Annotated in this window: 23 protein-coding genes and 1 pseudogene; 13 read left to right on the forward strand and 11 right to left on the reverse strand. The window is 48.2% G+C overall.

Annotated features, from left to right (window positions below; all coding sequences use genetic code 11):
• Positions 1 to 103, forward strand: a pseudogene (locus ACFW2W_RS09675) (IS1 family transposase); the annotation flags it as partial.
• Positions 104 to 115: 12 nt separating this feature from the next.
• Here the strand turns inward: ACFW2W_RS09675 and ACFW2W_RS09680 are convergent.
• Complete coding sequence (locus tag ACFW2W_RS09680) at positions 116 to 610, reverse strand: SRPBCC family protein (protein WP_378176672.1); 495 nt, start codon at positions 608 to 610, stop codon at positions 116 to 118.
• 371 nt (positions 611 to 981) lie between these two features.
• Between ACFW2W_RS09680 and hemF the strand changes: the two genes are divergently transcribed.
• The 3 genes from hemF (at position 982) to ACFW2W_RS09695 (ending at position 3,153) form a co-directional block, all read left to right on the forward strand.
• Positions 982 to 2,028 (forward strand): oxygen-dependent coproporphyrinogen oxidase, encoded by a 1,047-nt coding sequence (gene hemF / locus ACFW2W_RS09685; protein ID WP_378176675.1) that lies wholly within the window; start codon positions 982 to 984, stop codon positions 2,026 to 2,028.
• A gap of 70 nt (positions 2,029 to 2,098) precedes the next feature.
• Entirely contained in the window at positions 2,099 to 2,521 is a 423-nt protein-coding gene (locus tag ACFW2W_RS09690) for an STAS domain-containing protein (protein ID WP_378176679.1), read from the forward strand.
• A gap of 263 nt (positions 2,522 to 2,784) precedes the next feature.
• The gene (locus ACFW2W_RS09695) at positions 2,785 to 3,153 is read left to right on the forward strand and encodes an STAS domain-containing protein (protein WP_190411700.1); all 369 of its coding nucleotides are present in this window, start codon (positions 2,785 to 2,787) and stop codon (positions 3,151 to 3,153) included.
• Between the two features lie 53 nt (positions 3,154 to 3,206).
• On the opposite strand, the gene ACFW2W_RS09700 is transcribed toward ACFW2W_RS09695, so the two are convergent.
• Positions 3,207 to 3,821 (reverse strand): chromophore lyase CpcT/CpeT, encoded by a 615-nt coding sequence (locus ACFW2W_RS09700; protein WP_378176683.1) that lies wholly within the window; start codon positions 3,819 to 3,821, stop codon positions 3,207 to 3,209.
• A 217-nt stretch (positions 3,822 to 4,038) separates the two neighbouring features.
• On the opposite strand from ACFW2W_RS09700, the gene psb29 reads away from it, so the two are divergent.
• Positions 4,039 to 4,779: a photosystem II biogenesis protein Psp29 gene (psb29, locus tag ACFW2W_RS09705; RefSeq protein WP_378176686.1), complete on the forward strand. Its 741-nt coding sequence runs from the start codon at positions 4,039 to 4,041 to the stop codon at positions 4,777 to 4,779.
• Positions 4,780 to 5,240: 461 nt separating this feature from the next.
• Here psb29 and trxA read toward each other — a convergent pair whose 3' ends face one another.
• Positions 5,241 to 5,558, reverse strand: a complete 318-nt coding sequence (gene trxA / locus ACFW2W_RS09710; RefSeq protein ID WP_378176689.1) for a thioredoxin — start codon at positions 5,556 to 5,558, stop codon at positions 5,241 to 5,243.
• Positions 5,559 to 5,706: 148 nt separating this feature from the next.
• Between trxA and fabG the strand changes: the two genes are divergently transcribed.
• Positions 5,707 to 6,471, forward strand: a complete 765-nt coding sequence (gene fabG / locus ACFW2W_RS09715; RefSeq protein WP_378176692.1) for a 3-oxoacyl-[acyl-carrier-protein] reductase — start codon at positions 5,707 to 5,709, stop codon at positions 6,469 to 6,471.
• Positions 6,472 to 6,593: 122 nt separating this feature from the next.
• Entirely contained in the window at positions 6,594 to 6,893 is a 300-nt protein-coding gene (locus ACFW2W_RS09720; protein WP_378176695.1) for a protealysin inhibitor emfourin, read from the forward strand.
• A 66-nt stretch (positions 6,894 to 6,959) separates the two neighbouring features.
• Here the strand turns inward: ACFW2W_RS09720 and ACFW2W_RS09725 are convergent, their stop codons facing one another.
• Entirely contained in the window at positions 6,960 to 8,039 is a 1,080-nt protein-coding gene (locus ACFW2W_RS09725) for a M4 family metallopeptidase (RefSeq protein WP_378176698.1), read from the reverse strand.
• A 756-nt stretch (positions 8,040 to 8,795) separates the two neighbouring features.
• On the opposite strand from ACFW2W_RS09725, the gene ACFW2W_RS09730 reads away from it, so the two are divergent.
• From ACFW2W_RS09730 to ACFW2W_RS09755, 6 genes are all read left to right on the forward strand, one after another.
• Positions 8,796 to 9,092, forward strand: coding sequence for a BrnT family toxin (locus ACFW2W_RS09730; protein WP_378176701.1), 297 nt, complete (start codon positions 8,796 to 8,798; stop codon positions 9,090 to 9,092).
• Entirely contained in the window at positions 9,082 to 9,363 is a 282-nt protein-coding gene (locus ACFW2W_RS09735) for a hypothetical protein (protein WP_378176703.1), read from the forward strand. Before ACFW2W_RS09730 ends, ACFW2W_RS09735 begins: the two co-directional genes overlap by 11 nt.
• A 35-nt stretch (positions 9,364 to 9,398) precedes the next feature.
• A complete protein-coding gene (locus ACFW2W_RS09740; RefSeq protein ID WP_378176706.1) occupies positions 9,399 to 9,557 on the forward strand; it encodes a hypothetical protein in 159 nt (52 codons plus the stop codon).
• 111 nt (positions 9,558 to 9,668) lie between these two features.
• Entirely contained in the window at positions 9,669 to 11,357 is a 1,689-nt protein-coding gene (gene groL / locus ACFW2W_RS09745) for a chaperonin GroEL (RefSeq protein ID WP_378176709.1), read from the forward strand.
• Between the two features lie 546 nt (positions 11,358 to 11,903).
• Positions 11,904 to 13,067, forward strand: coding sequence for a magnesium/cobalt transporter CorA (gene corA, locus ACFW2W_RS09750; protein ID WP_378176712.1), 1,164 nt, complete (start codon positions 11,904 to 11,906; stop codon positions 13,065 to 13,067).
• 193 nt (positions 13,068 to 13,260) lie between these two features.
• Positions 13,261 to 13,911 carry a hypothetical protein gene (locus ACFW2W_RS09755; RefSeq protein ID WP_378176715.1) on the forward strand — a complete coding sequence of 217 codons (651 nt, stop codon included), beginning with the start codon at positions 13,261 to 13,263 and terminating at the stop codon, positions 13,909 to 13,911.
• A 235-nt stretch (positions 13,912 to 14,146) separates the two neighbouring features.
• Here the strand turns inward: ACFW2W_RS09755 and ACFW2W_RS09760 are convergent, their stop codons facing one another.
• The 7 genes from ACFW2W_RS09760 to ACFW2W_RS09790 all read right to left on the reverse strand — a co-directional run.
• On the reverse strand, positions 14,147 to 14,902 hold the full coding sequence (locus ACFW2W_RS09760) for a J domain-containing protein (protein ID WP_378176718.1): 756 nt from the start codon (positions 14,900 to 14,902) through the stop codon (positions 14,147 to 14,149).
• Positions 14,903 to 15,008: 106 nt separating this feature from the next.
• Complete coding sequence (gene cysK / locus ACFW2W_RS09765; protein WP_378176721.1) at positions 15,009 to 15,971, reverse strand: cysteine synthase A; 963 nt, start codon at positions 15,969 to 15,971, stop codon at positions 15,009 to 15,011.
• A 116-nt stretch (positions 15,972 to 16,087) separates the two neighbouring features.
• Positions 16,088 to 16,525: an RrF2 family transcriptional regulator gene (locus ACFW2W_RS09770; protein WP_378176724.1), complete on the reverse strand. Its 438-nt coding sequence runs from the start codon at positions 16,523 to 16,525 to the stop codon at positions 16,088 to 16,090.
• A gap of 243 nt (positions 16,526 to 16,768) precedes the next feature.
• A complete protein-coding gene (locus ACFW2W_RS09775) occupies positions 16,769 to 18,766 on the reverse strand; it encodes an iron uptake porin (protein ID WP_378176727.1) in 1,998 nt (665 codons plus the stop codon).
• 197 nt (positions 18,767 to 18,963) lie between these two features.
• A complete protein-coding gene (locus ACFW2W_RS09780) occupies positions 18,964 to 21,072 on the reverse strand; it encodes an iron uptake porin (protein WP_378176730.1) in 2,109 nt (702 codons plus the stop codon).
• 160 nt (positions 21,073 to 21,232) lie between these two features.
• On the reverse strand, positions 21,233 to 21,337 hold the full coding sequence (locus tag ACFW2W_RS09785) for a 4a-hydroxytetrahydrobiopterin dehydratase (RefSeq protein WP_378176735.1): 105 nt from the start codon (positions 21,335 to 21,337) through the stop codon (positions 21,233 to 21,235).
• 660 nt (positions 21,338 to 21,997) lie between these two features.
• Positions 21,998 to 22,239: photosystem II protein D2 (locus tag ACFW2W_RS09790; protein ID WP_378176732.1), on the reverse strand; the 242-nt coding region annotated here is incomplete at its 5' end.

Below are 22,239 nucleotides of genomic sequence, written 5' to 3' on the forward strand. Positions count from 1 at the left end.
TCGAAAAACGTTGTGTTACTCGAAGTCAGAAGAAATGCTGAAACACTCTATTAGATTGCTACTTCACTACTTGAAACACCAATCGATACCAGCATTTGCGTAATTCATACTTCATTCAGCAACGCCCCTTGAGCTTGTAAACCTGTTCGGCAGCTTGGGCTAATTCAGTGGCAACACGGGCTGAGTAAGAGCCAATCATCCACCAAATTAAAGGTGACAACCAACCGCGCAACGTCACTGAATAAGATACATACGTGCCGCAGACCGTGGATTCTACCTGGTACGTCACCCGTTTCTCAACTCCTGGGATTGCCAGCATTCTCACACTGAGTAACTCACAGGGACGGACGCGCTCAACAAAAACCCGAATGGGAATTGGCAGCCAGCGCGTGACTACCTTGTAAATCAGTCCCGGTTTGGCAATCAACCCGCTGGGGACATTGGTGCTGGCAAGTAGAGGATGCCATGATACATCGCCGAGATTGATTAATTTTTGCCACAGGACATCTACCGAAGCAGAACTAACGGCGCGGTAAGTCCGAACTAGGGAAAACTTAAAGGAAAAACCCTCTCGACCAGCGATAAACTTTAAGGAAAAATTGAGAATCACAACACTCCTCCCCACAGCGAGTCTTTAAGGGAACTTATTACTTTAATCCAAGGGATCAACAGGTAGCATCCCCCTGTAGGATATTTCGAGAGTAGCCTGTAGAGGCTTTATTCAACTATGCTGCTTGGGTTCAGGCAGACCCGATTTAAGATAGGCTGTAAGTTCCCCTGCGATCGCATAGAGTTGAGTGCTTTGACACTATAAAAGCGGCTCACCCTCACCCCGAAAAGCGAGCAGACGCTGCATAAGCGATCGCGCGCTTACCAAGCCTGTATCCTGGGTAAATTCAGGCGAACTCCCATCCCGATTTATACAATCCAATACCTTTTGCCTTTCCCAATCGCTTTTGTGAACAATATTGACTTGAGATTATGACAGCTTTTCAGACGGACGTAACTACTTCTGCTAAGGTTCTGCCCCCAGATGACTCGAAAGCTAGGGTCAGCCAGTTTATGCAGCAGCTGCAAGACCAAATCTGTGAAGGTTTGGAACAACTAGATGGAGTTGGGAAATTTCAACAAGATGCCTGGGAACGAGAGGAAGGCGGTGGCGGTCGTTCCCGCGTACTCCGCGAGGGCGCAGTTTTTGAACAGGGTGGCGTTAATTTTTCTGAAGTCTGGGGTCAACAGTTACCTCCGTCGATTCTGGCGCAACGCCCGGAGGCGGCTGGGCACGGCTTTTATGCTACTGGCACCTCAATGGTGTTGCATCCGCGCAATCCCTACGTCCCGACAGTTCACCTCAATTATCGCTACTTTGAGGCAGGGCCAGTTTGGTGGTTTGGCGGCGGGATCGATTTAACCCCTTACTACCCGTTTGCGGAAGATGTCGCCCATTTTCACCGCACTTTGAAGCAAGTCTGCGATGCCCATCACCCAGAGTACTACCCCACCTTTAAACTCTGGTGCGATGAATATTTTTATCTGAAGCACCGGCAAGAAACGCGGGGCGTTGGAGGACTCTTTTTTGACTATCAAGATGGTCAGGGAGCTTTGTATCGCGGCCCGCACGCCGAGGGGCCAGCGGCTGTTTACAGCAACCAAGTGGGTACGCCAGACCCGCGCAACTGGGAAGATTTATTCGCCTTTGTGCAGAATTGCGGTCAGGCATTTTTACCGGCTTATGTTCCGATTGTCGAGCGTTGTCAGAAAATTGAATATAGCGATCGCCAGCGGAATTTTCAGCTATATCGTCGCGGTCGCTATGTGGAATTTAACCTCGTCTACGACCGGGGCACCATTTTTGGTCTTCAGACGAACGGACGCACCGAGTCAATTTTGATGTCTTTACCGCCTCTGGTTCGCTGGGAATATGGCTATCAACCCGAACCGAACACCCCAGAAGCCGAGCTTTATGAAACTTTCTTAAAGCCACAAGATTGGGCGAACTGGACACCTCCATCTGAATCCCCGGTCTGAGTTAGACTACGGGAAAAATCCCGTCGTCGCACCCGGTTGATATACTTGCCCATCTCTGAGGTGAGTGTCCGTGCTTCACATCGACCAGAAAACATACACGACCCAAAACGGCACGACGATTATCGTTTTGACACTAACAGGACGGCTGGATACCACCACAGCTTGGCAATTTCGCGTGAAGTTACAGGAGTGTCTTTATACATTCAGTCGTCATGTGGTCGTGAATCTTGGGAGAGTGGATTTCATTGATAGTTCTGGACTCACCTCATTGGTGGCAGGGATGCGAGATGCGGACAAGGTAAACGGGAGTTTCCGCCTTTGCAATCTGCTTCCAGCCGCCAAGGTGGTGCTGGAAATCACCATGATGGATTCAGTATTGGAAATTTACGAGAACTGTAACGACTGCTTCAACCACCCGGATGCCCGTGGAACCATCTTCTCCCCTAGAAGAGGAGGCGACCCCTGTTTCCCGGATACTGAAGCAGGTTTGTGACCAAGATGGGAATCTTCTACCTGTATGACCCTAAGTGCTATTCTGAGTGGGCGATCGCTCGAATCCAGTCAGATAGAAGCCGAATTTGATGTAATTTTTTTAAAGCTTTGCTTTAAGATTAGGCGAACTGAATTTTTGGTAGTCCTAATATCTAAGTTAGAGTTAGACTACTGAAAGCTCAAATCATGGGAGCAATCGTACTTAAATGCGGCTCCTCTCTAGATATTAAATATAGACGGAGCTTCCGGAGCAAGGAGGTCTTGGTGATTCATATCGATCAGAGAACACATACGACTCAAGACGGGACGACAGTCATCGTCTTAGCCCCCACTGGACGCCTGGATATTACAACCGCATGGCAGTTTCGCCTGAAGTTGCAGGAATGTATTTCCAAACTCAGTCGCCACGTAGTTGTGAATCTCGGTCAAGTTAATTTTATTGACAGCTCTGGTCTAACATCCTTGGTGGCAGGAATGCGAGATGCTGACAAAGTAAAAGGCTCTTTCCGCATTTGTAACGTCCATCCAGAGGCAAAACTCGTGTTTGAAGTCACCATGATGGATTCGGTGTTTGAAATTTTTGAAACCGAAGAAGAGGCTCTTGAAGGGGTGCCCCGCAGCATGGTCAGCTAAACCAGTCATGAGTCATTAATAAGTCAATCGTCCTTGATTGATGACAATTGACTTCAAATCGCTAGCTCAGCGGAAAAATCTTCCCGCTTAGTAAAAATATAGGGGCCAAGCAGTGCCCCCCAGATGGCTCTGCCTGTTTGGGGGTCAATTCCCTTGTCATAGCTTTTAAATTCTAGATGCCGAGCCTCAAACCCCAGAGAAACCTGGTAAGTTTCTCCTTGATAGGTAAAGCAGCAGCGGGCATCAGTCGCGGGTGCGGTAGAAAAGTTATAGGTATTTTGGGCTAAGGATTGCTGAGTGACGGCGAGGGTGCAGCCGGGAAGAAGTTCCATCTGTTCCGGTGTAAGCGTCTTCAGCAACGCTGGATTTTGACCGGCACCCCTTACCCGATCGGGATCTTTGAGCATATAGTATTGCACCATCAGCGAGGCTTCGGTGGTGTCGCTTTGGCGCAGGCGCAGAATCCTAGGACGATAGGGGCGATCCAGTTGCAGGATGTTCGCTTGCTCTGCAAACAGGGTGAGGCTATCTTCTGCAAACAGCGGTACGGGTCGCAGCCAAAGGCGGAGGTTTACGTACCAAGCGGGTTCTCTTGTCGCTTGTTCTCGATTCTCAAATTCCCCAGCCATATATTTAGCCAGGAGTGTTAGTTCAGGAGAAAAAGTCATAGGGAATGGCTAATCGATAATGGGTAATCAGTAATCGGAATTTAGGATAAGGAAGGCGTTTCTCTAATTGCCAATACCCTTTTGCCAATTATCAATGACTAATTTTTGCGATCCCCGGCATTGTATCGCCGGGAGTCTCTACAAGACATTGCCTTGGCAAAGGTGTCCAAAAGCTGTGACAATGAGTTTACATCGCCCTCAAACTTAAAATTTTCCGGTGAATAACGTCCGCACTGTATCAGACACCAAAAGAACTTTCTATACCCTACACACCCGTCCCATTAACTCCATCTACCGGCGGGTGGTAGAAGAGTTGATGGTGGAAATGCACTTGCTTTCGGTCAATGTGGACTTTCGCTACGACCCCATTTATGCATTGGGCGTGGTGACATCCTTTAACCGCTTCATGCAAGGCTATCGACCAGAACGAGATAAAGAACCGATTTTTGATGCTCTCTGTCAAGCAGTCGGGAACGAGCCGCAACAGTACAAGCAGGATGCCCAGCGGCTGGAAGAATTAGCCATGCGTCTGGGTGGGAAGGAAATCGTTGCCTGGTTAAACCCAACGGCTCCTAGTCACGGCGCTGATGACTTGCACGCGATCGCTGTGCAGGCCTTCGCTAACAATCCTCCGTTTAAGTACAGCCGTTTGTTTGCAATTGGTTTATTTACGCTGCTAGAAGTGGCAGACGCCGATCTGGTAAAAGACGAAAAGCAGCGGATTGAGGCGCTTAAGCAAATCTGTAATGCCTTAAACCTGCCAGAAGATAAATTACTCAAAGACTTAGAGCTGTATCGCAGCAATTTGGAAAAAATGGCTCAAATGCAGCTGGCTATGGAAGATGTGCTAAAAGCGGATCGAAAAAAACGGGAGCAACGTGGGGATAAAGGTGTTGTGGTGGCTCCTCCCAATAGTTCTCAAGAATCGAGCATTGCTCCAGGCACTCCTCAAGACTAGGCAACCTGTGTTGGAGTCGGGAAAGTCTTCTAATAGGATAGCGATCGCTCTTTATCGCAGCAACCCGAAGCAGCACTTCTCCCAGATGCACTAGATCCTCACCGAGTTTAGATATTAGCCCGGAAGTCAATTTCCGGGCTGGCGAAAGCAGCTGACGCGAGAAGGCTGCAAGATATGATTTCCCGTACATATTCGCGTCCGCTTAAGTCAGCAGCTCCGGATGTCGCCAGAGAGCTATTTGTTACACCCAGATACTGCCTATCCCGATGTAGCCTTAAACTCACATCTTGCACCTATCGCATTAACCCGCCAGGGGTTCAAACCCCTGGCTAATAGGATCAAGTCCACTAAAGTGGACTGGGAAGAATTGCAGTCCACTTTAGTGGACTTGATTCTATTAGCCCGGAACTTGAGTTCCGGGCGGGATTGGCGGCTTGTTGAGAATGGTGCAAGATGTAGCCTTAAACCAACGCTTGTAGACGTTGAATGAGTTGTGGGGCTGGCACCACACCCTCAATGCGCTCCACTACCTGACTATTTTTAAATAAAACCAGCGTTGGCAGGGCGTGAATTTGATATTCGCTCGCCAAGTTTGGATATTTATCCGTATCAACTTTTACAACCTGTAACCGTTCGTTCATCTGGGCACTTACCTGCTCCAGAATCGGAACCATCATCTGACAGGGACCGCACCAAGTCGCGTAAAAATCCACCAAGACTGGCTTTTCAGAACCAGACAGTAACTCTTGGAAATTGTTGAACTGCTTTTTAGTCGCCATTTGATCAAAGTGTTTTCTGGTCTTTCACGACAATCGTAATCTTTTGGAGTATTGATTCGTTCAGTCCGAGGTACGAATCGACCTAAGATTGTTAGCGCGGTTATTCAACCGCGCTCATATAAGTAGACGGATCGAGAGGAATTTATTGATGGAAGCATTGCCAGAGAGCCAGCAAAGATTACGCGGACAGGTTGCCATCGTTACCGGCGCTTCACGAGGAATTGGTCGAGCGATCGCCCTAGAATTGGCATCTGAGGGAGCCAATGTAGCGATTAACTATGCCAGTTCTAGTGGGGCAGCCGAAGAAGTCGTGAGTGAAATTACGGCAGCAGGCGGTAGCGCTACTGCCCTCCAAGCAGACGTATCCAAAGCCGATCAAGTAGACGCCCTCCTGAACACCGTGATGGAGAAGTGGAAGCGCGTTGATGTGTTGGTTAATAATGCTGGAATTACCCGCGATACCCTGTTGTTGCGGATGAAGCCGGAAGATTGGCAAGCCGTCATTGACCTTAACCTCACTGGCGTCTTTTTGTGTACGCGAGCCATCAGTAAGGTGATGCTGAAGCAACGCTCAGGGCGCATTATTAATATCTCATCCGTTGCCGGTCAGATGGGCAACCCCGGTCAGGCAAACTACAGCGCTGCCAAAGCGGGAGTAATTGGATTTACTAAAACCGTCGCTAAAGAACTCGCCACTCGCGGCATCACGGTGAATGCTGTTGCCCCTGGATTTATCGCCACTGACATGACTAGCAATCTCAAATCAGAGGAAATCTTAAAATTCATTCCCCTCGGTCGTTACGGTCAGCCAGAGGAGGTTGCTGGTTTAGTTCGATTCTTAGCCGCCGATCCTGCTGCGGCGTATATCACGGGTCAAACGCTCAATGTAGACGGCGGCATGGTGATGGCATAGCGACAGAGGACTGTGAGCGTAGTGGCGTACTCGCGGACTGAGTGGAAAAAACAGAGGCAGACAAAGAGCAACATCCATAACTGCTTACTATGGAGTTAGTCTTGCTCCCCGCGACGGAAACTATGCGAATTTCTTTTGAACGGACTGGCGGCTTTGCTGGGATGCGCCTGACAAAAGTCCTTGACACTACCACTCTGCCTGCAAACGAAGCAAATCAGCTGCGCCTCCTCGTTGACGCAGCTGATTTCTTTGATTTGCCTGCCACCATCACTTCCAACACTCCCCAGCCCGACCGCTTTCACTACAAGGTAACGGTGGAAGAAAACACTCAGCAACATACGGTCTTGGTGAGTGAAGCCGCCGTACCTGGAACCTTAAGACCGCTGCTGGAATGGCTGATGGCAGCCGCACGCAGAAAGTAAAATGCTTGCATTAAAAATGGAAGAGGCAATTCTTCATTTTTAATGCAAGCATTTTTAATTTTTAATTTAAATCACTCCCACTTCTTTCCAACCTTTGCGGACTGCATTCTGCTCCTTAGAGCCTTCGCCGTAAAGTTCTCCGGCGACAGTAATGAGAGTATTCGCTGCCCGTTTAAAATTCGCTCTAGAGCGCAGGCGATCGCGTAAAGCAATATACCAGATTTTCCCTGCCTTTTCCCAGGCGTAGCCGCCAATTTCCACCGCTGCTAAATAAAAGGCACGGTTGCCAATTCCTGAGTTGATATGCACGCCGCCGTTATCTTCCAGACCTTTGTAGCGGTTTTGATAAGTCGCAGGCTGGGGGTCTTTGCCTAGCACTGGGTCGTCGTATGCTGTCCCTGGTGCCTTCATTGAGCGAATGCCTACACCCTTAATGCTGGGGGTAAACAAACCTTCCCCGATAATCCAGTCAGCTTCCTGGGCTGTCTGATTGAGAACCCGCTGTTTCACCAGGGAACCAAAAACATCAGAAAAAGATTCATTCAGTGCGCCGGATTCGCTGTAATAGATCAGATTGGCTTCATATTGGGTGACGCCGTGGGTTAGCTCGTGCCCAATCACATCAATTGCCTTTGTGAAGCGTTCAAAAATCTCTCCATCCCCATCACCGTAGACCATTTGGTCGCCGTTCCAAAAAGCGTTGTCATACTTCACGCCAAAATGAACCGTCGAGTCCAAACGCAGTCCCCGACCGTCGATGGAATTCCGCTCAAACACCTGATCGTACAAGTCATAAGTCGCACCCGATCCGTCGTAGGCTTCGTCAATCGCGGGATCGCCGCTGGGAGGATCGCCTTCACTACGCACCAAGGTGCCTGGTAGGTCGTTGCCATTTTTGGCATCAAAGATGGTGCGACGCTTCTCACCCGCTGACACTGCGAACGAGATATTCCCCACCGTCAAGCGCCGTCCCCGAAACTGTTCTGACACGGTTAAGGTTTGAAAAGCCCACGCCCGCTGCTCGGCGTTGCCATTCTGGAGTACCTCCTTGAGCATATGAGGAGGAACGATACAGCAGATAGGACAGATATGGGGAACTTGACGGCAACCCGTCATCCGCGCTGATGTTTTCTTTTTTCGTTGCATGAATATACTCCTTTGTCAATTAGGTAGCGGCAAAAAATAGCTCGTTAACCGCTAATGGATCTGATCCGCTTAAAATATCAAAAAATCGGCATTTTCGTTACAAAAAGTTATTCAAAAGGATTTTGGATGATACTTTTGAATCAATTTTGTATCTTAATGCCTCCAAGAGTGCTGCGCGTTGAGCTTAATACTGATTACACAAAGTAAGGCAATTCATCTTTATTTGGGGGAGAAAGGCTACTGCCTGGAGCGATCGCATTCAGGATGCTTTGTCTAGCTTGTTCTCCCGCATCAGATACTCCTCAAGGATGCCTAAGACAGCACGTTCCTCCGGACGCAGAGAAAGCGACGAATCGTCACTCTCCTTGTCGTCCTTTTGCCTAAGTAACGTTCTTTTTTGCCTCAGTCTGGGAATTAAATGACCCCAACGGCTCTAACTCTTGTGCCTCCAGCACCGTACCAACCCAAGTGCGATCGCCCCATGCTGCTCAACTACTGAAAACTGTATCGAATCTCAAATGCAGCTCTCATCCGCACAAAAGTATATTTAGAAACAGTAATTTGAGGCTAAGAGCGTTTGAGATTGAGCCAAATTGCAGCCACCGCTTTTTATAAACAGGACTTACGCAAAGTTATGGAAAAACGAACTGCGAAGGACGCTTCAAGACACGAAGGAATAAGAGTTTCAGAGAGTTCTTGCGTAAGTCCTAATAAAACGTATTGATAATGTAAATACATTCGCCTACACTGTGAGGTATGGATGTCTATTTCGTGCTTAATGGTGTCACCTTTGTCTGGAACGAGAAGAAGGCACGGATAAATCCCAGTAACCATGACGGCGTAACCTTTCAGCAAGCCGCAGAAGTCTTCTTCGATCCGTTTCTAGTTGTAGTTGATGCCAGCGACAATAATGAGGAAAGAGATGCCATCATTGGCTTAGATCGACGGTGGAATCTTTTGTACGTTGTCTACATTGAGCGTGAAAACGACACGATACGGATTATTTCAGCTCGCAAAGCAACACGCAAGGAACGTGAATATTATGAAAGCTGAGGCACTAAAAAAGCGATTAAATAAAAATCGTCCGATGACGACAATTACCATTCGCATTCCCGAAGATGTCATTGAAGATTTGAAGCGAGTAGCGCCATTACTGGGATTTTCTGGCTATCAGCCTTTAGTTCGTGCTTACATTGGTCAGGGACTTCGAGCCGATCTTGAGCGATTAGAGGGTGATACTGTCTCTGCACTGATTGCTAGCCTGAAACGTCATGGTGTTAGTGATGAGACGATCCATGCAGCACTCAGTGAAGTAATTCCTTAGAGACAGAATTTTGCAGCTAAATCTAAATTGCAGCGGTGAATGAGGATAATTTGCCGCTGCTGGGAGATAGAGCGATCGCTTGTGTGAGTCTCCAATTCAGGTTAAACATTAGATGTTGGGGCTGTGAATCAGCCTATGTAGTGCTGCACCGAACAAACGAGCGAACCACAGGTCGGCGCGTTGCGCCGACCTGACTTTTTCTGCGCTTCGCGATCGCCCTCTCGTCTTTTGAAACACCCAAGACATTAGCACTCATCACCAGAGAGTGCTAAATTGGAAGATCGGAAGCGCTCTTGAAACCGAATATGGCGAAGTTAATTGCATTTAATGACGAATCGCGGCGGGCACTGGAGCGGGGAGTAAATGCCCTGGCAGACGCCGTTAAGATTACGCTGGGGCCGAAGGGACGGAATGTCCTTCTGGAGAAGAAGTTTGGCGCACCCCAGATTGTGAACGATGGGATCACCGTTGCCAAGGAAATTGAATTAGAAGACCCCTTAGAAAATACGGGCGCTAGACTAATTCAGGAAGTAGCGTCAAAAACCAAGGATATCGCTGGTGATGGCACGACTACGGCAACGGTTCTGGCTCAAGCGATGATTCGTGAGGGTTTGAAGAACGTAGCGGCTGGGGCGAACCCAGTTAGTCTGCGGCGGGGAATCGAAAAAACGATTGCCCGCTTGGTGGAGGAAATTGCAGCGGTAGCCAAGCCAGTGGAAGGCAGTGCGATCGCGCAAGTGGCAACCGTCTCCGCTGGTAACGATGAAGAAGTCGGCAAAATGATTGCCGAAGCGATGGATAAAGTCACCAAAGACGGTGTGATCACCGTTGAAGAATCCAAATCGATGGCAACGGATCTGGAAGTCGTCGAGGGGATGCAGATCGATCGCGGCTACATTTCCCCCTACTTCATCACCGACGCCGAACGGATGGTGGTGGAATATGAAAACGTCCGGATATTGATGACGGATAAGAAAATCAACTCCATCCAGGATTTGATTCCCGTCTTGGAAAAAGTTGCCCGTTCCGGTCAAGCTTTGCTGATTATTGCCGAAGACATCGAAGGGGAAGCTTTGGCAACTTTGGTGGTAAACAAAGCGCGGGGCGTACTGAATGTAGCCGCTATCAAAGCGCCTGGATTTGGCGAACGCCGCAAAGCAATGCTGCAAGATATCGCCGTTCTCACCGGCGGTCAGCTCATCTCAGAAGAAGTTGGTTTGAGCCTAGATACCGTCTCCCTGGAGATGCTAGGAACCGCTCGTAAAATCACCATTGATAAAGAAAACACTACCATTGTCGCTGGTGATGCAAAGACGGCAGATGTGCAAAAGCGGATTGCCCAAATTCGCAAGCAGCTAGAAGCAACTGATTCCGACTACGACAAAGAAAAGCTGCAAGAGCGAATTGCTAAGCTTGCCGGTGGTATCGCCGTCATCAAGGTGGGTGCGGCGACCGAAACCGAACTCAAAGACCGCAAGCTGCGGATTGAAGACGCCCTCAACGCTACCAAAGCCGCTGTGGAAGAAGGTATCGTTCCTGGCGGTGGCGCGACGCTGATTTACCTGAGCAAGAAAATCTCCGAGATCAAAAATAGCCTGGATGCCGAAGAAAAAGTCGGTGCTGACATTGTGGGCAAATCACTAGAAGCTCCCCTGCGTCAGATGGCAGATAATGCCGGTGTCGAAGGCTCTGTCATTGTCGAGAAGGTGCGCGAGACTGATTTGAATATCGGTTACAACGCAGCTACCGACACCTTTGAAGACCTGATCGCTGCTGGGATTATCGACCCCGCGAAAGTTGTGCGTTCGGCGTTGCAAAATGCCGGTTCGATTGCCGGGATGGTGTTGACCACTGAAGCCCTGGTTGTCGAGAAGCCTGAGAAGAAAGGAGCTGGTGCCCCCGATATGGGCGGCATGGGCGGCATGGGTGGCATGGGTGGCATGGGTGGCATGGGTGGCATGGGCGGCATGGGTGGCATGGGCGGCATGATGTAGTCCCTTGTTCGCGCCCACAGCGCTCACAGGTTGAAACCTGGGGCTACAAAAACAAAGCCCGCCTTTGTGGCTGAAAGAAAAGCAGCTTGTCTCAAACGACAAGCTGCTTTTTTGTTGGCATTGCTGATGGGTGAAGTGATACAGTATTGAAAAATTCCAGGTTAAAATTTAACGACGTTTGTCTTTTTGATTTCAAGGTTGCCACATTAAATGTTGAATAAGCAGAAACTTTAAAATTTCTGCATAGAGGAGAGTTTACTAAAACAGATGAATAGTTACTTCAATTTTATTCTAAGTTTGGGAAAATATCGTCAAAAATGCAAAAGCTGGATTTCTCGAAAATTACCAAAATTTAAAATAAGAGTCTTAAGGACATTAATTCAGATGGAATCAATAAAATAGCAAAATAGCAATCCTATTTCATTCATGAACTCTTCTTTTATCTTTTCTCCCTTGTACTTCGCGCCTAAAGCGAAGAGAGCGCATGGCAACGCTTTAGAATAGGAAAGTCTCGAAATCAGATAATTAACAATTAGGTAAATGCAGATGACACAAAGACGCCCCCAATCTCCTCCAGTCAAGCAACCCAATAAAGATGATAAAGAGGATTCGTTGTTTGATTACTTTTACGATAAACCCGGTACTTTGCCGGGGACTCTAAGATTTGCGCTAAACGCACCTGCGCCTAAGATTGTCTTAATTGACTACAACGAGGCAAATCGCACCTGCGTGCCAATTCAATCACCGTCAGATTGTACGCCTTATTTAGATACCGAGTCAGTTTCTTGGGTGGATGTTCTGGGCTTAGGTAGTGAAGACACTCTGCGAGAATTGGGACAGGTTTTTCATTTACATCCACTTGTCCTGGAAGATATAGTAAATGTGCCGCAGCGTCCGAAAGTGGAAGATCATCAAGATTATCTGGTGATTATTACTCAGATGGTGATGCCCAAGGAAAGGGGTAATGGATTTTACAGCGAACAAGTTAGTTTTGTGGTAGGGAAACACTATTTGCTCACTGTGCAGGAGGAACCACTCCGGGATTGCTTTACACCTGTGCGCGATCGCATTCGCCACAATAAGGGCACTATCCGCAAGCGCGGTGCCGATTATTTAGCTTACACGCTGTTAGATTCAATTATCGATGGCTTTTTTCCGGTGCTGGAAGTTTATGGTGAGCGAATTGAAGACTTAGAGGAAGAAGTTATCGCCAATCCCACACGCAAGACTTTAGAGAAAATCTATCAAGTTAGGCGCGACTTGTTGGCACTCCGTCGCGCTATTTGGCCCCAGCGAGATGCTATAAATTCCCTAATTCGAGATGGCAGTCCTCTGATTTGTGAAGAGGTGCGAATTTACCTAAGAGACTGTTACGATCATGCAGTTCAAGTCATGGATATGGTGGAAACATATCGAGAACTATCCTCTGGTTTAATGGATGTTTATATGTCCTCGGTTGGTAACAGAATGAATGAAGTTATGAAGCTTTTGACTGTAATTTCCAGTATTTTTATCCCCCTCACTTTTGTTGCTGGAATCTACGGCATGAACTTTAATACAGAAAAATCCCCATTCAATATGCCAGAACTAAATTGGTATTTAGGCTATCCGCTTTGCTTGGTATTGATGATAGCGATCGCATCTGGTTTAATCTACTTTTTCTGGCAGCGTGGCTGGTTTGAAAATTTTTCCACAATTAAGGATGATTAATCTTATTTTCATAAGTTACTTTTCTTATAACCTGTAATTCTTTGCTAAGAAGTAATGGGAGACAAAAGTTTTGGTTTTATTTTTTTACTTTTGAAGTATAATATTTTTTGGTTCAAGAAGTAAAATATATAATTTAACACTTTCCCTAATTACCAATTACCAATTACCAATTACCAATTACCAATTACTAATTTTGGATGACCGCAACTTATTAATTTTGACTGTCTATATCATCTGTGTCACTTACGTTTTATACCGAGTCTTTAAATCGGTAGATAGAAATCAAGTGATTGTCCATCTTGATGGGGAATCCTTGAATGGACAACTGGAAGCACAAAACCTAAAAGATCGCGTCGATATCCAATTTAAACTGGAAAAGCGATACCAACTAGATCAGCTGCGCCAACTATCGATCCAGATTGACAATCAATCCCCGGATCATTCAATTGACGTAGACTGGGATCGCAGTTCGCTGACAGATTTTGATGGGCGATCGCGGCGAGTGATTCGCCTAACGCCCAGCATGATCCTGGATCTCTCCCAGCATCAAGTTTTTAGCTTCATTGGAGCTGGAAAAACTCTCAAAGAAAAATTAACTGTTGAAGAGGTTCTCCAGCGCGACTCACAAACCGATGTTTTGAAAATCTCAGCTCCCCTTTTCGATCCATCCAAGCTCAAAAAACTCTCTGGTACTGATAATACACTGCAATTTTCTCTGATGCTGGTGCTGCATCTATTGAGGTCTACTGGTGAGACGGGCAATTCCGTTATTCACATTTTGTCTTGTGACTTTACAGTTAAAAAAGCTCCTTGGACAGATGTGATGAGTTGGAAGCCCAGATAAACAATTAAAAATTAAAAATTGAGGAATTTAGGACTTACGCACTGTACAAATTTACCATTATGTGTATTAACTAAATTCTGTTGTTTCAGGCTTTTGGGGATTAACTTCAGATAAATAGCGATCGCTATTTAATCGTCGAAAAATGAAGTTTGAATGCCCCAAACCCGTACCTCATATTTGATATTTCCTGTCAATGCGTAAGTCCTAGAATTGTTCAATTTTAAATTTTTAATTGTTAAGCAATGTCTTTGACGGCGTATTGCGCTTCGCAGCGTAAACCAGTGGCAATTCTAAAAAGTTCTTGACCTGTGTGCAGGTAGCCTTCATCATAGTTGAGCGTAAAAAGCTCTAACTCTTCAATGCCATCTGCTACTTGATTGAGACAGTAGTAAAGGTGAACTGCTGCGCCAGCAACATTGGCTGGATTAGGCAAAGAACGAAAAGCCATCTGAGCTTGTTTGAGATAGTGGCGACACTCTTTCAGGTAAGCCTGAAATTGTTCCATCAGTTCATCATCAAAAGGATCGGCTGAGAGTTGGTCTAGTTGCTCTGCCAGAGGGTTGAGAATGCGACAGATCAGGCGATTGACCGGCACATAGACTGTCTTGAGCCATTGCTCCAGTTGCTCGTCGGCATCTAGTGCTGTCTGTCGGTGCGCGTAGTATCGTTTTTCGGTGTCGGCTTGCTGTTGTCGCTGCGATCGCGCTGAAGCATAAGTTGCTGATGATTCGGCTTGTTGCGACGAATGATTGCTAACCGATTGCTCGTGTCTCAGGCGTTTGAGCAGCATCTGGTCGTAAGACTGCCGCTGTTGAGGGTCGCCCAATACTTCGTAAGCAGCATTAATCCGGACAATTTGCTCGTGGTTAGCTGTTTCGCGATTACCGTCTGGATGAAACAGCTTCACTAGACGCCGGTAGGCTTGCTTGATTTGTACCGGAGTCGCTGCGGGACTAACATCAAGGGTGTCGTAGTGAGTGGAATCTGTCATGGAAATAGCTTTTTGTCATCAGTCATCAGTCATCAGTCATTAGTGGTTGCTGATGACTGATGACTCATGACCTTTGAACTAATGACGACTAACAGTTACTGTAACGTCAACCCAGGACAGCTGGCACTCGCGGTTCTGGATCTTGAAACAGGGGCGTACTTAAATAGCGTTCTCCAAAGCTGGGCTGAATCATGACAATCAATCGCCCCTCATTTTCGGGGCGCTGAGCGACCTTGATGGCAGCGCAGAGGGCAGCACCCGTAGAAATGCCGGAAAGCAGTCCTTCTTCACGAGCAAGACGACGACCGTAAGCGATCGCATCATCATCTGTCACCGCGATCACCTCATCAATCAGCTCAACTTTCAGCACTTGGGGAATAAACCCAGCACCGATGCCCTGAATTTTATGGGGACCAGGGCGTCCGCCCGACAACACTGAGCTACTGATGGGTTCGACAGCGATCGCTTTAAAACCCGGTTTCCGTGCTTTAATCACCTCTGCCACACCCGTCAGCGTGCCGCCAGTGCCCACTCCAGCTACCAGGATATCCACCTGCCCATCTGTATCCTCCCAGATTTCTAGAGCCGTGGTTTCCCGGTGAATCTGGACGTTGGCTGGATTGCTAAACTGTTGCAGCATATAAGCATTAGGCGTGCTGTCAACAATCTCCTGCGCCCTACGAATGCAGCGGCTCATCCCCTCAATGCCGGGGGTCAGTTCCAGGTCTGCTCCATAAGCCCGCAGCATCGCCCGTCGTTCTGTACTCATCGTGTCTGGCATCGTCAAGATCAGCCGATAGCCCTTGGCTGCTGCCGCCATCGCTAGAGCAATCCCAGTATTTCCAGAAGTCGGTTCCACTAAGATTGTTTTGCCTGGGTGGATCAACCCCTGTTCTTCTGCCGCATTAATCATACTCACCCCAATGCGGTCTTTGACCGAGGCAGCTGGGTTCATGCCCTCCAATTTCACCACAATCCGAGCCAAACAGCCTTCTTCTTGGGGAATGCGGTTCAACTGTACTAAAGGCGTCCGACCGATTAATTCTGTAATGTTTTGAGCAATCCGCATAGATTTTAGTTTTTTTCTTGGTTATGAGGAGTCAGAAGTCAACATCAATCATTAAAAGATGCAAAACTAAAAATTCAAAGAAGCATACTTCATTTTTAATTTTTAGGTTTCAATTTTTAGATGTAATACATGATGTCTAGCTGACGCCTAGAATCCCGTTTCTCTGCTAAATCTTGGAGTGTGTATCCTTGCAAGACCGAATTGGCTGTTTGATGCACTTCCTGCCAGATTTCCTCTACCACGCCACTTTCTACCGTTTTGGAAGTGTTGTCGCTCTCAGAGGGTTTGACATCCAATCCTTCCAGGCAACTCACCACTTCTAAGAGCGTAATTTTCCAGGGTTCCCGTGCCAGCAAATAGCCTCCCTTTGCTCCGCGTTGGCTACGCACTAAACCACCACGCCTCAATGTCGCCAGCAGCTGTTCTAAATATCGATCGGGGATATTTTGTTGAGCCGCAATCTGCCGAATTTGTAATGGTTCGTTGTCGTTGTAGTGACACGCTAGCTCTAACAGAGCCAAAAGCGCATATTCTGTTTTACAGGAAAGTTCCACAAGCTTGAGATCGAGTGTGAGGGATCGTCAATTCCAGTATACCCCGGTTCTCCACCGGAGTTTGCTGGTTTAAGCATTCGTCAACAAAAAAGCCCCGCTCATACGGGGCATAACCGGGTTCGCAAAATTTACTACAGAAAAGCTGGGAGCAGGGGATCAAGGGATAAGAGGGGCAGAGGGAGTAATGACCTCTTACCCCTTACCATCTGTCCTCGCAATGTGCAGACTACTACTTCCGTCTCCCTAGAAGCTGAACGTCGTTCTGAGCGTGCCAATAACGGCATCATCGTTATCGTCGTTTTGGTTGGGAGCAGTAATCCAGATGATGCCGGGAGTTATAGAGATGTTATCCGTCAGCTGGTACTTGTAGAATCCTTCCAGGTGATAGGAGAGATCGTTCTTAATTCCTACGGGTTCGCCTTGAACTTCAAGACCTGCCAAGTAGGGTTCTACACCCGCAAAAATCCCTAGGATATTCCCCCGCTTACCCAAATCTGGGAAAGCCACACCTAATCCGTAGTACCAGACATCGCCTCTGGTACTATTTTTAACGGCGCTAATATCAGTCTTACCAACAAAGCCGCTCAGGGAGAATCTGTCGCTCAGTCGCAAGGCAGCCTCAAGACCATAGGAGTTAGTGATCATTGCGGTATCCCTAGCCAGTACTAATGGAAACCGAGCGCCTGTTCCAGTTGCCAGAGTTGGATCGTTAGCCCCGCGAGTACCTGTTATCGGGCTATTACCAACCGTGCGAGGACTTCCACCAAGGTCGAAAATACCGTCACCCCGGTTATGGTAGCCGTGGACGTAGGTTGCAGCTAAGCCCAAGCGATCGCTAACGGTAAAGTTGAGTTGAGCGAGGGCAGAATAGTCCCCGCCGAACAGACCAAGCTTCTCAGCAGGGTTATTCGCATTATCTGCCAGATAACCCACTGTTAATGAAGTGGGACCGAGAATCGGTGCCCTGCCTACACCGAGTCTGATCCCGATACCGGCACCGCCACCGATGCGATAGATGGGACTCTGCTGAGCAAATAACGAAAGTGCGGCTGTACCTCCGTCTCCGTCATAAAAGTAAGGGTTGAGGACGGGAACGTAGTCGGCATGAATTCCTCCCGCAGCGGCTAGGTAAACTTTTGAGCTGCCAAAGGGGAACTCATAAGCCAGCCAGTCTAGAAAGATATCGTTGTTGCCACCGGGGTTGAGGTCAAAGGTCTGGGCTCCCTCGAATGAACCCTCAGGTCGAAAAGGTGTAGTGTTACCAGCAGCCAGACGGGTGTGCAAGGTGTCTCGACCCGTGAAGCTGGTTTGGAAGTCTAAACGAACCCTGTCGCCAAAAATGGTATTGGTGTCCTCGCGATCGCTAAACTCGTCCGTGACTGCGAAGATCGCTTCACCCACCAATTTGGTGGTTGTCGAGAACTGATGGTTTTCCAGGAATGTCGTCCGCCCTTCCAGGTTATCTACCCGCGTCCGTAGGGTTGCCAGTTCTGCCCCAAATTCATCTATCAGCCGTTGCAGTGTCGATAAATCTTCTTTGGTGACGAAATCGGCTGTAGAAGCGGCAATTAATTTCTCTATTTGCAGCAAACAAGCGTTCAAACCAGCCGCAAATTCATAACGGCTCATTGCCCGGTTGCCCCGATAGGTGCCATCCGGATATCCTGCTATACATCCATAGCGCTCTACCAGGCTTCGCAGTGCTTCGTAAGCCCAGTCTGTTGGTTCCACGTCCGACAGTTGGGATACGTTGGTGACTTGGCTTTGGGAATTATTTCCTTCCTGACTGTAGCGATTGATTTGTTCTAAAACGCTGTTGTTGCCAACCGTATTTGCTGCTGGCATGGTTTGAGCTAGCGTTGAGTCGGCTGCTGGCATCACTGGCACAGATGTGCCTTCAATCGTTTCTACCCCTAGTGCTTGAGCTGAGTCGGCGGTTGCTGCATCCTGGCTGGGTGCGACTGCCAACTGTTCTGGCGCTTCTGTCGCAGCAACTTTCTGCCCTGACTCTGACTTCTCAGCGGTTGCTGAAAACACAGGGATTGAGCTGACTGTTGGGGTTTCTGGCGCAGTAGCGATCGCTACTGGCTGCAATTCTGGTAGATTTGCCTCTACCGTTTGGGGCTGAATCACTTCTTTAGCAGCAGGCGTTTGGGCGGCGATCGCTGCCGATGAAACCACCAGTGCTGCCCCCAAAACTGCTGGGCTGAATACCAGCGATTTCCAGATAAATTTAGCCATCTTTCCTCTTTTCCTCACACACACCTTTTCAGAAAGATTGACATCCTTCTTAATTTTTCAAGTCATCCTACCACAGCCCAGAAATGGCATTAGGTAATAAATCATACAAAAAAGCCCCGCATTGAGCGAGGCTTTACTGATTTCATTTCACAATATTGGGCAAGTTGGATTAACCCAGTCGCCTAAACTTTGTGTCCCTAGAAGCTGAACGTAGTTCTGAGCGTACCGATATAGGAGTCGTCGCCCTCCTGCTGGTTGACACCCGTCAGCCAGATGACGCCGGGAGTCACTGAAATGTTTTCAGTCAGCTGGTACTTGTAGAAAGCTTCAACGTGGTATCCTCGATCTTTATCGACTGGAACCCGAGTACCGTCAAGTTCGAGACTTCCAAGATATGGTTGGGCACCAGCGAAGATACCCAAAACGTTACCTCGCTTACCTAGGTCTGGGAAGGCTACCCCAACTCCATAGCTCCAGATTTCACCATCCCCGTCGCCAATGACTCTGACGTCGCTATAAGAGACAAAGCCACTGAGTGAAACTCTGTCACCCAATCGGAAGGCACCTTGTAATCCGTAGGAGTTACTTACCACTGGAGATGAAGGTAAACCTATTAAGGCACCGATGTCTCCTGGATTATTAGCCAAGGCATTACCGACTACACCCTCTCCGCGACCGATATCGAATATCGGGTTGCCTGAATTATGGTAGCCGTGGACGTAGGTTGCAGCCAAGCCGAAGCGATCGCTAACGGTAAAATTGAGCTGCGCCAACGCCGAATAGTCCCCGTTGAACAGACCAAAATCGCTGCCTGGGTTATTCGCGGAATCATTATCTGCCAAGTAACCCACAGTTAAGGAAGTAGGGCCGAGAATCGGTGCCCTGCCCACACCCAGTCTCAGACCAGCACCAGCACCACCCCCGATGCGATAAATGGGGCTGTACTGAGCAAAGGTTGAGAGCGAACCGCTACCGCTGTCACTGACTCCGTTATAGAAGTAAGGATTCAGCACAGGGGTGTAGTCGGAATGGCGTCCTCCCGTGGCTGAAACGTAAACTTGGGAAGAGCCAAACGGGAACTCATACGCCAGCCAGTCTAAGCCAATGTTGTTGTTGTTTTCATTGCCGAAGCCGAGGTTAAAAGTCTGGGTTCCCTCAAACGTAGGAACTGGACCGCCAGCGGTAGGGGTACCAAAGCCGAAAGCGGCGAGGTTCCCTGCTGCCAAACGGGTGTGCAACTTATCTCGACCCGTGAAGCTGGTTTGCAAGTCTAAACGCACTCTGTCGCCGAAGACGAGATTGGTGTCGTCGTCGTTATCCCCAAATCCATCAGTGACTGCGAATATCGCTTCACCCACCAGTTTGGTGGTTGTCGAGAACTGATGGTTTTCCAGGAATGTCGTCCGTCCTTCCAGGTTATCTACCCGCGTCCGCAGGGTTGCCAGTTCTGCCCCAAATTCATCTATCAGCCGTTGCAGTGTCGATAAATCTTCTTTGGTGACGAAATCTGCTGTAGAAGCGGCAATTAATTTCTCTATTTGCAGCAAACAAGCATTCAAACCCGCCGCAAATTCATAACGGCTCATTGCCCGGTTGCCCCGATAGGTGCCATCCGGATATCCTGCTATACATCCATAGCGCTCTACCAGGCTTCGCAGTGCTTCGTAAGCCCAGTCTGTTGGTTCCACGTCCGACAGTTGGGATACGTTGGTGACTTGGCTTTGGGAATTATTTCCTTCCCGACTGTAGCGGTTGATTTGTTCTAAAACACTGTTGCTGTCAACCGTATTCGCTGCTGGGGCGCTTTGAGCTAGCGTTGAGTTTGTCGGTGCTGCCATCGGAACCGACACGCTGTTGTCTACCCCTAGAGCTTCGGCTGAGTTGGCGGTTGCTGCGTCCTGAATGGGCGTTGCTGCCAACTGTTCTGGCGTCTCTACTGCTGGCATTACAGTTACAGACGTGCTATCGAGCTTCTCTACCTTTAGCGCTTCGGCTGAGTTAGCGGTTGCTGCATCTTGAATCGGCGCTACTGCCAACTGTTCTGGCGTTTCAACCTCAACTGTAGTCAGCGCTTCGGCTGATTTGGCGGTTGCTGAAAACACGGGGACTGAGCTAGCTTCCGGGGCTTGGGGTGCAGTAACCAAAGCCACTGGCTGCACTTTTGGTAGGTTTGCCTCAGTCGTTTGGGGTTGAATCACTTCAGATGTTACGGGCTTTTCAGCCGCGATCGCTGCTGAAGAAAGCACGAGTGCTGCTCCCAAAACTGCTGGACTTACTAGCAGAGATTTCCACATTAATTTAGCCATCTTTCCTCTTTTCCTCACACACACTTTTTCAGAAAGAGTGACAATCCTTCTTGATTTTTCAAGTCATCGTAACACAGATCGGACGCTGCCACCACCTCACTAGCGCCTGAAATGATTACTAGAGCGCTTATTGAGATTTTTCGGGTATTTTTCGGATGACCTAAGTCACCCCTTTAAAAATGACTTGCGCCCGATCAAAGTCTTTTTCCGTCAACCTATCGCTATCGTCTGTTGTCAGTGTAAGCGTTACTTTATTGTACGAAATTTCTCTAGATGATGCTTTGCTTGTTCAGATGCAGCAACTAACTATTTAATCTGGGCGATCGCTTCTCCAAATTCTTTTAATTTCCTCTGACACTGCGTTTTTTCTCTCCCTGTCTAACTTAATAGCTGTCGTTAATTCCAGGGTCGCTGAGTATCTGCGCCATCGCCTTCCCGAAAAAAAAGCCCCCAAAAAACTATCCGCCCTCACGGGAAGCGTTTTGGTATTACCATTACACTCAATGTGAGGGCGGTCTAGCGGGTCTTCAAATTAGCACCAGACTGCCGGAAGGAACTCCAATACCAGCCTAGCTCTTTCAGCCTTTGTTAATCTCACTAGGGGATTAAAACTGGCTTTTAGAGAACAGCTCCGACGCTCAGCCGGTTGACGCTAATTTGATGACCCATAAATTTACTACTATCACTCATGGGCATCACCTCCTTGTTGCCTGAACGGTCTAATTCTCAAAAGGAGTAGGGTAACGATCGCATTTGGATTCATTCCCTTCATTTAGAATAGCATACGCTAGAGCGGATAGGGACTGGCTTAAAAAAAAATACCCCGCCACTAGCGGGGTATCGTTCAATGAGGAGTGCTGTATGAGCGGGGTCGCCCCGCCCATGCTGAGTTAGAAAAAATTAACTCAATATTTCACTCCTGACATTACAGTGCGTTACCGCGAGGCAGAACCTCTTCAGGGAAGATAAAGTTCTCGTGGGGCTGATCCTGAGGAGCCATCCAAGCCCGGATGCCCTCATTGAGCAGAATATTCTTGGTGTAGAACGTTTCAAACTCAGGATCTTCTGCCGCCCGCAGTTCCTGGGAAACAAAGTCGTAAGCCCGCAGATTCAAGGCTAAACCAACAATCCCAATCGAACTCATCCACAATCCGGTGACGGGGACAA

Source organism: Coleofasciculus sp. H7-2 (assembly GCF_042747725.1).
GTDB lineage: Bacteria > Cyanobacteriota > Cyanobacteriia > Cyanobacteriales > FACHB-T130 > FACHB-T130.

Bases quoted from the DNA above. Each gene is read 5' to 3' on its own strand.
- ACFW2W_RS09780 (WP_378176730.1), bottom strand. From the start codon at position 21,072: ATGGCTAAATTAATGTGGAAATCTCTGCTAGTAAGTCCAGCAGTTTTG.
- ACFW2W_RS09730 (WP_378176701.1), top strand. From the start codon at position 8,796: ATGGATGTCTATTTCGTGCTTAATGGTGTCACCTTTGTCTGGAACGAG.
- ACFW2W_RS09700 (WP_378176683.1), bottom strand. From the start codon at position 3,821: ATGACTTTTTCTCCTGAACTAACACTCCTGGCTAAATATATGGCTGGG.
- ACFW2W_RS09720 (WP_378176695.1), top strand. From the start codon at position 6,594: ATGCGAATTTCTTTTGAACGGACTGGCGGCTTTGCTGGGATGCGCCTG.
- ACFW2W_RS09725 (WP_378176698.1), bottom strand. From the start codon at position 8,039: ATGCAACGAAAAAAGAAAACATCAGCGCGGATGACGGGTTGCCGTCAA.
- corA (WP_378176712.1), top strand. From the start codon at position 11,904: ATGACACAAAGACGCCCCCAATCTCCTCCAGTCAAGCAACCCAATAAA.
- ACFW2W_RS09775 (WP_378176727.1), bottom strand. From the start codon at position 18,766: ATGGCTAAATTTATCTGGAAATCGCTGGTATTCAGCCCAGCAGTTTTG.
- hemF (WP_378176675.1), top strand. From the start codon at position 982: ATGACAGCTTTTCAGACGGACGTAACTACTTCTGCTAAGGTTCTGCCC.
- ACFW2W_RS09735 (WP_378176703.1), top strand. From the start codon at position 9,082: ATGAAAGCTGAGGCACTAAAAAAGCGATTAAATAAAAATCGTCCGATG.
- trxA (WP_378176689.1), bottom strand. From the start codon at position 5,558: ATGGCGACTAAAAAGCAGTTCAACAATTTCCAAGAGTTACTGTCTGGT.
- groL (WP_378176709.1), top strand. From the start codon at position 9,669: ATGGCGAAGTTAATTGCATTTAATGACGAATCGCGGCGGGCACTGGAG.
- ACFW2W_RS09760 (WP_378176718.1), bottom strand. From the start codon at position 14,902: ATGACAGATTCCACTCACTACGACACCCTTGATGTTAGTCCCGCAGCG.
- cysK (WP_378176721.1), bottom strand. From the start codon at position 15,971: ATGCGGATTGCTCAAAACATTACAGAATTAATCGGTCGGACGCCTTTA.
- fabG (WP_378176692.1), top strand. From the start codon at position 5,707: ATGGAAGCATTGCCAGAGAGCCAGCAAAGATTACGCGGACAGGTTGCC.